Source organism: Allokutzneria sp. A3M-2-11 16 (assembly GCF_024213555.1).
Lineage (GTDB): Bacteria > Actinomycetota > Actinomycetes > Mycobacteriales > Pseudonocardiaceae > Allokutzneria.
The window spans coordinates 20739-33651 of sequence record NZ_JANAVO010000007.1; the positions used below are offsets into that span (position 1 = coordinate 20739).

The following is a 12913-nucleotide window of genomic DNA, read 5'->3' on the forward strand; positions in this document are numbered from 1 at the left end:
CCTCCGTTGCCTCTCTCGCCTTCAGCGCACGTGGACACCTTCACCCGAGACCACTTACCCAGCGAGTCCCTTTGGCCCGCGATGGAGTTCACCACGCCGGAGCTGCGGTACCCGGACCGGCTCAACGCGGCGACGGAGCTCATCGATGTGGCGGTCGCGACCTTCGGCGCGGATCGGCCCGCATTGCGCACACCAGGCGGGGAATCCTGGTCCTACGGCCAATTGCGCACGCGAGCCAACCAAGTCGCCCAGGTGTTGACCGAAGATCTCGGTCTGGTCCCGGGGCAGCGCGTGATGTTGCGCTCCCCCAACACGCCGTGGACGGTGGCAGCCTGGCTCGGCGTGCTCAAGGCCGGTGGCGTCGCCGTGATGACGATGGCCGCCCTGCGCGCCCGCGAGCTCATTCCCATCGCAGAGCGGACATTGCCGTCGATAGCGCTCGTCGATTCCCGTTTCGCCGAAGAGGTGTACGAGGCGCTGCCGTCGTTGACGGTCGTGGAGTACGGCGGCTCCGGCTCCAGCGACCTGATTGCCCGTGCCAGCGCGAAATCGGGTGAGTTCACCGATGTGCGGACCGCCGCGGACGACGTGGCGCTGCTCGGCCCGACCTCCGGCAGCACCGGCGTCCCGAAGATCACGATGCACTTCCACCGCGACCTCCTCTCCATCGACAACACCTTCGGGCGCAACGTGTTGCGGCTGCGGCCGGACGATCTGGTCGCGTGCTCCGCGCCTTTCGCGTTCACCTTCGGCCTCGGCATGCTCGTCGTCTTCCCGCTGCGAGCCGGAGCCTGCGCGCTGCTGACGGAGCGGGCCACCCCGTTGCAACTACTGGACATCGTCCGCGAGGAAGGCGTCACCGCGCTGGCGACCGCACCCACGGCGTACAAGGCGATCCTGCGCGAAGGGCGGGAACACGAACTCGCCGGTCTGCGCGTCGCGGTCTCGGCGGGCGAACACATCCCCCGGCACGTCTGGGAGCAGTTCAGGGATCGGCTCGGCCTCCGGATCATCAACGGCATCGGCGCCACCGAACTGCTGCACATCTTCATTTCCGCCGCGGGCGACGACATCCGGCCCGGTGCCACGGGAAAACCCGTTCCGGGCTACCGTGCCGCGATCCTCGGGCCCGACGGCGCCGAACTCGAACCGGGCGAGCCGGGGCAGCTCGGCGTCATCGGCCCAGTCGGCTGCCGCTACCTCGACGACGCGCGTCAGAAGAACTACGTCGTCGACGGCTGGAACGTCACCGGCGACGTGTTCACCAGGGACGCGGACGGCTACTTCTTCTTCCAGGCGCGCACTGACGGCATGATCGTCTCCTCCGGGTACAACATCGGCGGCCCCGAGGTCGAGGCGGCCGTCGAAACGCATCCCGACGTGCTCGAGGTGGCCGTCGTGGGCCGGCCCGACCCGGAACGCGGTTCGGTGGTGTGCGCCTTCGTCGTGCTCCGCGAAGGAGCTCTCGGCGATTCCGTGAAGGCCAAGGAGATCCAGGACCACGTCAAGCAGATCCTGGCTCCGTATAAGTATCCCCGCCTCGTGCGGTTCCGCGGTTCCCTGCCCCGCAACGCCAGCGGCAAGGTGCAGCACTTCGAGCTGCGCAAGATCATCACCGACGAGCAGGGGGAAGATCGTTGAAGATCGCGATCGTCGGCGGGGGCCCCGGTGGGCTCTACCTCGCCGCGCTGACGAAGCACCTCGACCCGGCGCACGAGATCACCGTCTGGGAACGCAACGCGCCCGACGACACCTTCGGCTTCGGCGTGGTGTTCTCCGACGAGACCCTCGGCGGCATCGAGAACGCCGACACCGTGTTCTCCGAAGCCATGGCCAGCCGGTTCGCGCGGTGGACGGACATCGACATCCACTTCCGCGGGCACACGCACACCGTGGGAGGCCAGGGTTTCGCCGCGATGAGCCGCAAGGACCTGCTCCACCTGTTGCAGGAGCGCTGCCACGATCTCGGTGTCACCACGCACTTCTCGACGCCCGCCCCGGACGACCTCCGCGGCTCCCACGACCTCGTGGTCGGCGCCGACGGGCTGAACTCCTCGATCCGCGCGGCCCACGCGGATGTCTTCCGCCCGACGCTGGATCGCAGGCGCAGCAAGTACATGTGGCTCGGTACGGACCTGGTGTTCGAAGCCTTCCAGTTCTTCATCAAGCAGACCACGTGGGGGACCGTGCAGGTCCACGCCTACCCCTACTCCGACACCGGGTCCACGTTCATCGTCGAGATGCACGAGGACGTCTGGCGGCGCGCGGGCTTCCACGACACCGCTCTCCCGCCCGGCGCCTCCGACGAGCACGCCATCGACCGGATTCGCGAGCTCTTCGCCGATGAGCTGGCAGGGCATCGCTTGTACGCCAACAACTCCAAGTGGCTCAACTTCACCACCGTGCGCAACGAGCGGTGGCGTCACGACAATCTCGTCCTCGTCGGCGACGCCGCGCACACCGCGCACTTCTCGATCGGCTCCGGGACGAAGCTGGCGATGGAGGACTCGCTCGCCCTCGCGGCCTGCCTGCACGAGCACCCGGACATCGAGTCGGCGTTGAGCGCCTACGAGGCCGAACGGCGCCCGGTCGTCGAATCCACCCAGCGCGCCGCTCAGGCTTCCTTGGAGTGGTTCGAGAACATCGGCATGTACGTCCACCAGGAGCCGACACAGTTCTGCTTCAACCTGCTCACGCGGTCACGTCGCATCACCTACACGAACCTGCGCACCCGCGACGCCGAGTTCGCCGACCGCGTCGACTCCGCGTTCGCCGCGGACCAGGGTTTCGGCGAGGTCGCCCCGGCGATGTTCCAGCCCTTCCGGCTCGGACAGCTTGAGCTGAAGAACCGGATCATCGTGTCGGCCATGGACATGTACTCTGCCGAGGAGGGCGTGCCCGGCGATTTCCACCTGGTACACCTCGGTTCCAAGGCGATGGGCGGCGCCGGGCTGGTGATGACGGAGATGGTCTGCGTCTCCCCCGAAGGCCGGATCACCCCTGGCTGCACGGGATTGTGGACCGACGAGCAGCGCGAGTCCTGGGCGCGGATCGTGTCCTTCGTCCACGAGCGCGGCTCCGCCCGGATCGGGCTCCAGCTCGGCCATTCCGGGCGCAAGGGCTCCACCCGGCTCATGTGGGAGGGCATGGACGATCCGCTGCCCCAAGGAAACTGGGCGATCGTCGGCCCTTCGCCGCTTCCCTACGGCCCCGGTTCGGCGGTCCCCCGCGAACTCACCCGTGCCGACATGGACCGCATCCTCGCCGACTTCGTCGAGGCCGCGCGCCGCGGTGCCGACGCTGGTTTCGACCTGCTGGAACTGCATTGCGCGCACGGCTACCTGCTGTCGTCTTTCCTGTCCCCCATCGCGAACCGGCGCACCGACACCTACGGCGGCTCGCTGGAGAACCGACTCCGGTTTCCGCTTGAGGTCTTCGACGCGGTGCGCGCCGTCTGGCCCGCGGAGCGGCCGATGATCGTGCGCATCTCCGCGACCGACTGGGTCCCGGACGGCAACACCGAGCACGACGCCGTGGAGATCGCGCGTGCCTTCATCGCCCACGGAGCGGACGCCATCGACGTCTCCTCCGGGCAGGTCACCAAGGACGAGCGCCCGGCCTACGGTCGTTCGTACCAAACACCTTTCGCCGACCGGATCCGGCACGAGGTCGCGGCGTCCGCCGGTGCGGCGGTGATCGCTGTCGGCGCGATCGCCTCCTACGACGACGTGAACTCGATCCTGCTGGCGGGCCGCGCCGATCTGTGCGCGCTCGGCCGCACCCACCTCTACGATCCACAGTGGACACTGCACGCGGCTGCCGAGCAGGAGTACCGCGGTCCGGCGGCGGAGTGGCCGTTGCCCTTCCAGGCAGGCAAGCGCAAGCCCCCGACCGCGCGCACCGACGCGGTGCGCCCCCGTCTTTCGCTGCTCCAGGACGGAGATTCCGACCCGCAGGTCCACGTGCGCTGGAAGCCTCAGGCTCTCCGGTAGCCCGCCAGCGTGGAGTCCTCGACCTCGGGGAGGTTGACGACGATGTTGTCCGGGGTGCGGCAGGTCAGCCACACGAGCTCTTCCGTGGTGCTCATGTTGGCTTCGACGTGCGGCATGTACGGCGGGACGAACACGAAGTCGCCCTCGGCCATGTCGAGGTACTGCTCGTAGCTCTCGCCGAAGTAGATGCGCGCCGTGCCGGTGAGCACGTAGCCGCCGGTCTCCGCTTCGCCGTGGTGGTGCGGCAGGGAGCGGTACCCGGGCTCGTTGCTCACCCTGCCGAACCAGATCCTCGTCGCGGGCGTGTGCTGCGGGGACACCCCGGAAACCCGGACGGCGCCGCCCGATTGGCCGGTGTCGCCGTGCTCCTGCCCGCGGCGGGTCACCACGGGCACGGCCGTGAAGTCGAGCTTGTCGGTGGTCATGTGCGGCCCTTCTATAGCGTATTCGCAACCGTCGTCATCGAAACATGATGCCCGGCTGCGAACAAGCCCCGTCAGGGCGGGCACGTGCCGTACGAGGAGCGCGATGTCCAGCCGCTACACGAGATCTTGGCACCCGCACCCGTCCCGCGAGTCCACCTCACCCACGCACACCCTCATCCCGCGCTGAGGCCGCCAAGATCTTCCGTTTCGTACTCTTGCCGGGATTTGGGAGCGCTCTCTTCCCCGTTAAGAGTACGAAACGGGGTTACCTAGGTTGCGGCCGCCGGAGGTGGGGTGCGGGGGCGGTTGGGGCGCATGGGCACAGTTTACGTGGTGCGCGGGGGCGCTTGGATGGATTACGGGCCAGGGGCAGGCCCGCCGAACCTCGTTTCGTACTCATGACGGGGTTCGGCGGCGCTCCAAGAGCCCGCTATGAGTACATATCGGAAGGGATATCCGCTAACTGCGGGATCCAATGGTGAGAGCTAGAACCGCGTGGAGGGCTGCCACAGCACCGAGCTGGGACGTTCGCCCGAGGACGAAGTTCAACGCGCCCCATCCTGATTCGGGGTCGGTGGACGCTCGGAGCTGGTGACCGGGGAAGGCGTGTTCGCCGTCTTCCTGGAACGTCGTGCACGGGCGGTCCCAGAGGTAGAGCAGCGTCGGCCAGTCGGGGTGCGCGACATCCACGGCATGCGGATCACGTTGGCGATCTCCTCGGGAGTGCGCGCGGAGTGCATGTGGTTGTCCAGGAGCGCGGACAACACCACCTCGGCGCGGCTGGTCACGAATGGGCCTTCCCTTCGATGATCTTCGGCTGGTCGGAGTCGGGTTCCCACACTACGAGCGTGGAGCCCAGCGGGAGGATGGCGCACACCGCCGTGTAGCAGTCGAAACCGCCTCGGCGCATGCGCTTGGTGAGAACTACGACCGCATAGGTGATGTTCTCCTGCCGCATTCGGTAGGCGCCCACGTCCCATTGTCTGCTTCGAGCCCTCCGTGGGGCGGAGCATCGTGCGGCGCACGTTCTCCGCCCAGGCAGGATCGAACGTACCGACAAGGGCGTGCCCATCCCACCGTGAAGGGTGCGGCACGGAAGCGGTTCCCTGAGTCGGAGTCCGCTCCTGTGGAGCGGCGCTGATCGTGGGAACGGCGTCATTGGGGAAGACCTCGGCCCGGTAGAGGTTGATCTGCTCGCTGCACAGAAGCAGATCAGCTGCCGCATCCTCGAAGTCCTGGGCAGCGGAGCCGAGCAGGCCGAGAGCATCGTGGAGCGTGAAGTTCCCGGCCTTGTCCGCGACCGCACGCACGCTGGGCCGGATCTCATCGCGAATGCATCGCGCGAGTTCGCGCAAGCCGTCCTGCGGCATCTCGTGCGGGATCGCCCGGAGAATGGCGATGATCTCGGCTAGCGGGCTCATGACCGTCTCAAGCCGCCTGCGGCTTCCTCCATACAAGTGGCAGCGCGGTGAAGCCGGTCCACGCCCTCGGCGACCTTGCGCGCGGCTTCGGCGGCGTAGGCCGATGCGCCATCGCTGGGCTGGTCAACTCGCGTGCGGCCGAGGCTGCGGTGCGCAGAGAGCCGACGTCGGTCTCCGGATCCGCTTCCACGGTTCCCCCTGCCGTTCCGGGACCGGAGCCGTCACCACTCCGGTCTGTCGACGTCCATGGTCGCCGGGATGCAGCCGCATGCATGCCGTGCGCCTTCTTTGACACAGCGGATGAGGGCAAGTGCCAGAAGAGAAAGAGCGGGCGCGTTATGAGTGCGGGGACGGGGCCTCGTGAAGGTCCGGTCCGTGTTCGGCGGTGGTCACGCGGACGTCGGCGGGGTGGAAAAGCCCGCGGGTGATCATCTCCATGTTCTCCAGCAGGACCCGGCCCGCGACCGGGTCGACGATGCTCGCCACGCTGGGCACACCGAAGTCGAAGCGGGCGCGGAAGACGACCTGGCAGCCCACCGCGGTCTCCCGCACTGACCAGCCGCCCTCGAACATGTCGAAATCGCCTTCGAGCTGGCGGAACGCGATCTCACCGCGAGCGCTGTCGAAGGTGTCGGACTCCGACCAGCGCAGCAGGCCGTTGCGGAAGTGCACCACCCAGGTGCTCAGGACCGACCCGTCCGCCTCCGCGGGCAGCACCTGGACCTCCTCCACCGCCTCCACGAGGTCCGGGTAGCGCTTGAAGTCCGCGAGCGTGCTGAAGACCTCCGCGGCCCCGAGCCCGGCTACTTCCGCTGTCAGCTCAACCGCGTGCACCTGTGTCTCCTCACCGAAAGCGCGCGGCGATGGCCGCGAAGGACTCGTCGAAGGCGTCCACGATCCGCTCGACCTCGCCGTCGCTGAGCACGGCGGGCGGAGTGAGGCGCAGGACCGTGGAGTTGTTGAGCGAGTGGTTGACCAGCACGCGCCGGTCGATCAACGCCAGCAGCAGTTCACCGGTCAGCCCGGCGTTCGCCAGCTCCACCCCGATGAGCAGCCCCTCGCCGCGAACCTCGGGGACAAGGTGCGGGCAGTGCCGGTCCACGCTGCGCCGGAGTTCTTCGCGCAGCCACTTGCCCACCGCCTCGGCCCTCGGAACCAGAGCTTCGTCGCGGATCACCTCGACGGCCGCCCGCGCCGCGGCGACGGCGATCGGTGCCGCCGCGAAGGTGGAGGTGTGCAGGAACGGATCGCGGTCGAAGGGCTGGTAGATCTCCTCGGTGCAGACTGCGGCGGCCACCGGGACCACTCCGCCGCTCAACGCCTTGCCGACGAGCAACACGTCCGGCCGAATCCCATCGGCACCCCACCAACGGCCGAGCCTGCCCAGGCCGGTGAGGATCTCGTCCATCACAAGGACGGTGTTGTGCTTGCGGCACAACGATTCCACCTCGCGGAGGTAACCGGTCGGCGGGACGATCACGCCGCCTTCCCCTTGCACCGGTTCGAGAATGAGGCACGACCGCGCGTCGTCGGCGAGCACCTCGGCCAGGGCCGCGGCGTCGCCGAATGGCACGTGGACGACGTCGGGCAGCAGTGGCTGGAAAGGCTGTTGGTACAGCTCGCGGGCGGTGACGCTGAGCGCACCCATCGTCTTGCCGTGGTAGCCGTTCACCGTGGTGATCAAGCGGCGGGCACCGTGCGCGCGGGCGAGCTTGATCGCGGTCTCGGTGGCTTCCGCGCCCGAACCCACGAAGTGCACTTTGGACAGTCCGGGCGGACACGCGTTGGCCAGTGTCTCCGCGGCGGCGGCGCTGGCGGGTTCAAGCAACAGCCTCGTCGACAGCGGATGCCGCCGGATCTGTTCAACGACGGCGTCGACGACGCGGGGATGCCTTGCGCCCAGGAAGAAAACGCCGTATCCCGCGCAGTTCAAGAACTCGCGGCCGTCGCTGGTGCGCACGAGGGCGCCGGTGGAGCTCTCCTCCAGGTGGTCGCCGAACATCCGCGCCATTGCCGCCCTGGCGGTGCTGAGGTGGCGGTTCACAGTGTCTCCTCCAGCCTGAGCTCGGCACCGTCGAAGTAGTCGTCGAACGCGGTGGCCAGTGATGCCCGCGAGGGTGGGTGGAAGGCGAGCGCGTGCACGGTGGCCGACAGGTATGCGACCTCCGGACTCTCCACAAAGGACATTCCGCCGAGCGCTTCGACCGCGGCCGAGGTGGTTCGGGTGACCAGGTCCTGCGTCGTGTAGCGCGCCGCGAGGGCCATGGCCAGTTCGTCCGCGCCGCACGCGCCGTCGTCGACCCGCGACGCGACGCGCTCCAACGCGAACATGGCTGTCTCCAAGGAAGCGCAGATCCCGGACCGCACCTCGGCAGTCGCTCGGCGCCGAAGCAACAACCGCTCGGCGAGCGCCGACGCCGCGCCGAGGTAGCAGCCGCTGATCAGCAGCGTGAACCAGACCAGCCCGATCGTCTGCAACTCGTCCAGGCCGGGCTCGGGGCGCACCATCAGCTCGTCGGCGACGGACACCCGGTCCAGGGTCACCTCATCGCTTTCCGCTCCGTTGAGCACGAGGCTGTTCCAGAAGGGGCGCACCGAAATCCCGGGTGTGGTGGCCGGGATCAACGCGATGCCCAGCTCGACACCGGTTTCAGCCAGGTTCACGCTGGCGGTGAGCAGATCCATCGAGCGGGACAGGCTGCATGGGCGTTTGCGGCCGGACACCACCCATTGGCCGTCCTCGGTTTCGGCGCGCATCGCGGGTCGGAGGATGTTCTGGCCCGTGCGTCCCTCGGCGAACGCGCTGGCCACCAGCAGCCGGTCCCGGGCGATGGCGTCGATGAGCATCCACTCGAACCCCTCGCTGCGCTCGGCCAGCGCGACCAGGCTGGCGACCGAGAAGTTGTGCATCGTCGCGGCGACCGCCAGCGATGGTGAGCGCGCGGCGATGGCCCTCGTGGCGCTCAACGCGGCCAGCGCGCTGAGCCCGAGCCCGCCGTGCTTTTCCGGCACGAGCGCTCCGGCGCCGCCTGCCTTGCGGAACAACGCGAGCCCGGGATTGTCCTGCTGCTCCAACGCCATCAGCCCGCAGTCGGCCAGCTGCTCGTCCAGGCCCGGCAGTGCTGAGTCCAGTCGCGCGCGCTCCTCGCGGAGGAACCGCATCACGCACCTCCGGGCAGCGCGGTGTCGAAGATCCGCTCGCGCGGCGTGACATCGGTGGCGATGCTGATTCCCTGCAGGCGGCTCGTGCGCAGCGCGGGATAGTTGGCCTCGCCGAACGGTCCCCCGGTCAGACCGCTGCCGCCGTGGGTGGGCAGTGTCGGCGCGAACCCGAGGTGTGAGTCGTTGACCTTCAACAGGCCGCCGTTGGACACCGTCGCGCAGAACGCGTCGATGACGCCAGGATCGCGGGCCCACAAGGAGTTCCGCAGACCGTACGGGTTGCCGTCGACGAAGCGCAGCATGGACTCCAGCAGTTCGCCGTCCGGCGCGGGCTCGGGCACCACGATCGGCAGCAGCGGGAAGAACGTCTCCTCGCGGACAGCTCGCAACCGCTCGGCCAGCTCCAGTCCGCGCACGTCGATGACCGTGGGTTGCAGGAAAACCCCGGCGGGATCGACGACGCCCTTGTGATCAGTGCGCTCGCCGCCCGCGCGCACCGTCGCTCCCGCCCGCGTCGCCTCGCCGAGCAGGTCGAAGAAACCCGCGGTCTTCAGCACCGGCGTCAGCAACGCGCGCTCGTCCTCGGGCAGGCCCGGCCGCACCTGGTCCAAGCGCGCGATCAGCGCCTCGATCAACCTCTCGGCGACGTCGGGGTGCACCACCGCGTACTTGGGGACCATGCAGATCTGGCTGGAGCCGTAGAAGCACTCGACCAACGCCTGTGCCGCGAGGTCGATCTCGGCGTCGGACCAGATGAGCACGCCGTCGTTGCCGGAGAGCTCCAGCACCGCTTTCTTGCCCGCGGCGGTGGCGCGGTCGCCCAGTTCGATACCGCGTCCGCTGGCCCCGATGTAGAAGAGGTCGTCCACGTCCGGGCTGGAGATCCAGTGGTCCAGCACCTCACGCGGCGCACCGCAGATGAGGTTGGCGGTGCCGGGCGGGGCGCCGCACTCGGCGAGCACCGGGATGACGACCTCGCGCCACGCCCACGCCACGCCGAGCGGTCCGCTGCGGGGCGCCTTGACCACGATCGCGTTGCCCGCCAACAAGGTGCTCAGGCCGAGCAGGGAGTTCGACGCGGCGGCGTTCTGCGGCGGGCTCAACGCCACCACGCCGTCGGGCTTGCGCACGAGCCGGATGTCCCGGTCTCCGGCGCGCCGCCGGACCTCCAGCATCTCACCGAGGACCGCGTTCGTGTCGGGATGCAGTCCTTGCAGCACACCCGCGACCTCCCACAACGCCAGTCTGCGCGGATGTCCTTCTGCGACAAGCACTTCAACGAATTCGTCCACTTTGGACTCAAACGTCGCGTGCAGCGCGTCGCCGAGGGCGAGCCGTTCGGTGAGCGGGCGGCGTGCCCAGTCCCGCTGAGCCTCGCGGGCAGCCGCGGCGGCCTGCTCCCAGTGCTGCACGGACGTCACGGCGACGCGCCCGGCGATCCGCGAGTCGCCGGAAGCCTCTCGGGTGCCTCGGTCCAGCTCCCGTTTGAGCCGGATCGCGCCCATCGGATCGTCGAGCAAGGCGCTCGCCCGGAGCACGTGGACCCATTGGCCCGCCGAGACATCACGACCGGCGATGGAGTTCGGATAGCTTCGCAAGGCAGCTCCCGGCAACGTGGCACTGTTGGCAACCGGACGCTATGGGCGCCCGCCGCCGCGCCGGTATCCCGAGATACTTGGGATTGCGCGCGAACGAGGCGCGCTCCGAGCCTTACCGCCATGACAGACGTGAAGCTGGCCGGGTCGCTGTGGCTGACACGGGTCGTGGCGAGGACCTTCGCCGGATTCGGTGACCTGGTCGCGGAACTGGACCGTCCGGCCCGGCAACGCAACCCCTATCCCCTGTACAGCGAGATCCGTTCGCGCGGGCCGTGGTACCGCAGCAGGCTCGGCCTCTACGCGACGGCTTCCCACGGGGTCATCACGGAACTGGTCCGCCATCCCGAGATCAGCAGCGGTGTGCTCGGCGGTGAGGCGGGTGGGGCGACCGCGAAGGCCGCGTTCCCCGCCGACGCCATCCACCCGCTGCGCGATTCGCTGACCGGGATCGACCCGCCGGACCACACCCGGCTGCGCCGCCTGGTCGTCCCCGCGTTCACCCCGAGGGCGTCCCGGGCCCGCGCGGAGCAGATCGAGCGGATCGTCGACGAGCTGATCTCCAAGCTGCCCAAGGGAGAACCGTTCGACCTGATCGAGCACTTCACCGCGCAGCTGCCGGTGCTGGTGATGTGCGACCTGCTCGGCGTGCCGGTGACCGAGGTGCACCGCCTGACCCGCTGGGGACGCGTGGTGGGCGCTGCCGGGGACGGCGTCCGCACGGTCGCCCAGTCCCGGGAGCTCACCGTGGTACTGGCGGAGATGGAGCAGTTCTTCCGCGACCTCCTGGAGCGGCGCAAGGCTGATCCGGGCGAGGACGTGATCAGCCGCATCCTGCACGAGGCCAACGGGGAACCGACCCCTCGCGAACTCATCGCGCTGTGCGAGCTGACCCTGCTCGCGGGGTTCGAGACCCTGGTCAACTTCATCGGCACCGCGCTGCTCGCCCTGCTGACGAACCCGGAGCAGCTGGCGCTGCTGCGCGGTGATCTCGACCTGGTCCCGCAGACCGTCGACGAGGCGCTGCGCTTCGACGCGCCGATCCAGAGCACCCTGCGCGCGGTGCGCAGCGACCTGGAGATCGACGGTCACGTGCTGCCCGCGGGCAAACCGATCATCGTCCTCTACGGCGGCGCCAACCGGGACCCGGCGGTCTTCGAGCACCCGGACCGCTTCGACATCACCCGGCCGAACTCCCGTGACCACCTGGCCTTCGCCGCGGGCACGCACTACTGCCTCGGCGCGAGCCTGGCCAAGCTGGAGGGCGAGATCGCCTTGCGCGCGCTGGTCACCCGCCTCCCCGGCCTGAAACCGGCCGGGGAGGTCGAGTGGCTCAACTCCTTCGTCGTGCGCGGCCTGCGCAGGCTGCCCGTGGTCGTCAGTCCGTGAGCAGCATGTAGGCGAGGCGCTCGTCCTGGATCTCCCGGGACCAGCGCTGGGCCAGCTCCACCCGCTCCTCCGGCGTGCTGTCCAGCAGGCGCTTGCCCGCCCAGATCTCGTAGTCGCCGACCAGCTCGGCCTGCTGTTCAAGGCCCTGCTGGAACACGCCCTCCAGCGCGAGCTGCACGGCGGCCATGGGCAGGCTCTCCCACAGCGCGCGCCCGGCGTCGACGATCTCCAGCAGCTCCGCGCGGCGCTCCGGGTTGTCGGTGAGGTGGCGGCGGATCACCGTGCTGCCCACGGACAAGTGCCGCATCTCGTCGGTGTTGGCACTGCGTTGCAGCTGCGCGGCCGCGGGGTGCAGCGGCCTCCACTTCTGCTCGCTCAGCTCGGTGATCGGCGCGATCACCCCTTCCACCAGCACCGTCAGGATGACAACGCCGCGGTGGAAGTCGCGGTGCTTGTCCATGATGTCGAGCCCGTAGGACTGCACCGGCGAGAGCACCATCTCCGCCGCCGCGCCCGCGTAGGCGGTGATGACCTCGTTCAGCGAGGCGGGTTCCACACCGAGCTCGACCAGGTGCGACCGGTACATGTGCCCGTGCCGGGCCTCGTCCATCAGCTGCGAGGCGTAGAACTCCATCGTGGCCAGGTCGGGCGCGGTGGCGATGAGCGAGGTGAGCGACCTGGTGGCCTTCTCCTCGGCGATCGCCTGGAACGCGAACTCGGCGATCAGCGAATCCCGCAGCGGTCCCGGCTCCCGCAGGAACTCGGGCACTCCGGCGTCCGGCCGGTGGCCGTTGACCTGGCCCAGCACCTGGCCGCCGATGACCTCGGAGTGCCAGAACTCCAGGCCGCACTGCTCGGGCCCCAACTCGACCAACTGCTGCTGACCGGCGATCGTGTGCGACATGCGGCGGACGCTCCTCTGATTGGTG

At 68.9% G+C, this 12913-nt stretch carries 12 protein-coding genes; 5 read left to right on the top strand and 7 right to left on the bottom strand.

What is annotated here, in order from left to right; translation table 11 throughout:
* The first annotated feature begins 6 nt into the window (after positions 1-6).
* Positions 7-1641 carry an AMP-binding protein gene (locus NLX83_RS28915; protein ID WP_254238371.1) on the top strand — a complete coding sequence of 545 codons (1635 nt, stop codon included), beginning with the start codon at positions 7-9 and terminating at the stop codon, positions 1639-1641.
* On the top strand, positions 1638-3992 hold the full coding sequence (locus NLX83_RS28920; RefSeq protein WP_254238372.1) for a bifunctional salicylyl-CoA 5-hydroxylase/oxidoreductase: 2355 nt from the start codon (positions 1638-1640) through the stop codon (positions 3990-3992). The genes NLX83_RS28915 and NLX83_RS28920 overlap by 4 nt, the downstream gene beginning before the upstream one ends.
* Here NLX83_RS28920 and NLX83_RS28925 read toward each other — a convergent pair.
* The gene (locus NLX83_RS28925; protein ID WP_254238373.1) at positions 3977-4417 is read right to left on the bottom strand and encodes a cupin domain-containing protein; all 441 of its coding nucleotides are present in this window, start codon (positions 4415-4417) and stop codon (positions 3977-3979) included. The two genes, NLX83_RS28920 and NLX83_RS28925, sit on opposite strands and share 16 nt — an antisense overlap.
* A gap of 591 nt (positions 4418-5008) precedes the next feature.
* Here NLX83_RS28925 and NLX83_RS28930 point away from each other — a divergent pair.
* On the top strand, positions 5009-5227 hold the full coding sequence (locus NLX83_RS28930; RefSeq protein WP_254238374.1) for a hypothetical protein: 219 nt from the start codon (positions 5009-5011) through the stop codon (positions 5225-5227).
* Here the strand turns inward: NLX83_RS28930 and NLX83_RS28935 are convergent.
* The gene (locus NLX83_RS28935) at positions 5202-5390 is read right to left on the bottom strand and encodes a DddA-like double-stranded DNA deaminase toxin (protein ID WP_254238375.1); all 189 of its coding nucleotides are present in this window, start codon (positions 5388-5390) and stop codon (positions 5202-5204) included. The genes NLX83_RS28930 and NLX83_RS28935 overlap by 26 nt on opposite strands.
* 112 nt (positions 5391-5502) lie before the next feature.
* Between NLX83_RS28935 and NLX83_RS28940 the strand changes: the two genes are divergently transcribed.
* Positions 5503-5829: a hypothetical protein gene (locus NLX83_RS28940; RefSeq protein WP_254238376.1), complete on the top strand. Its 327-nt coding sequence runs from the start codon at positions 5503-5505 to the stop codon at positions 5827-5829.
* 345 nt (positions 5830-6174) lie between these two features.
* Here NLX83_RS28940 and NLX83_RS28945 read toward each other — a convergent pair whose 3' ends face one another.
* Genes NLX83_RS28945 through NLX83_RS28960 form a run of 4 tightly spaced genes read right to left on the bottom strand, consistent with a single transcriptional unit; the run spans position 6175 to position 10598 of the window.
* Positions 6175-6672, bottom strand: a complete 498-nt coding sequence (locus tag NLX83_RS28945; RefSeq protein ID WP_254238377.1) for a type II toxin-antitoxin system RatA family toxin — start codon at positions 6670-6672, stop codon at positions 6175-6177.
* Positions 6673-6682: 10 nt separating this feature from the next.
* The gene (locus tag NLX83_RS28950) at positions 6683-7882 is read right to left on the bottom strand and encodes an aspartate aminotransferase family protein (RefSeq protein ID WP_254238378.1); all 1200 of its coding nucleotides are present in this window, start codon (positions 7880-7882) and stop codon (positions 6683-6685) included.
* On the bottom strand, positions 7879-9000 hold the full coding sequence (locus tag NLX83_RS28955) for an acyl-CoA dehydrogenase family protein (protein WP_254238379.1): 1122 nt from the start codon (positions 8998-9000) through the stop codon (positions 7879-7881). Before NLX83_RS28955 ends, NLX83_RS28950 begins: the two co-directional genes overlap by 4 nt.
* A complete protein-coding gene (locus NLX83_RS28960) occupies positions 9000-10598 on the bottom strand; it encodes an aldehyde dehydrogenase family protein (RefSeq protein WP_254238380.1) in 1599 nt (532 codons plus the stop codon). The genes NLX83_RS28955 and NLX83_RS28960 overlap by 1 nt, the downstream gene beginning before the upstream one ends.
* Before the next feature lie 120 nt (positions 10599-10718).
* Between NLX83_RS28960 and NLX83_RS28965 the strand changes: the two genes are divergently transcribed.
* Complete coding sequence (locus tag NLX83_RS28965) at positions 10719-11984, top strand: cytochrome P450 (protein ID WP_254238381.1); 1266 nt, start codon at positions 10719-10721, stop codon at positions 11982-11984.
* Here NLX83_RS28965 and NLX83_RS28970 read toward each other — a convergent pair.
* Positions 11974-12888 carry a VlmB-like protein gene (locus NLX83_RS28970; RefSeq protein ID WP_254238382.1) on the bottom strand — a complete coding sequence of 305 codons (915 nt, stop codon included), beginning with the start codon at positions 12886-12888 and terminating at the stop codon, positions 11974-11976. The two genes, NLX83_RS28965 and NLX83_RS28970, sit on opposite strands and share 11 nt — an antisense overlap.
* Between the last annotated feature and the right edge of the window lie 25 nt (positions 12889-12913).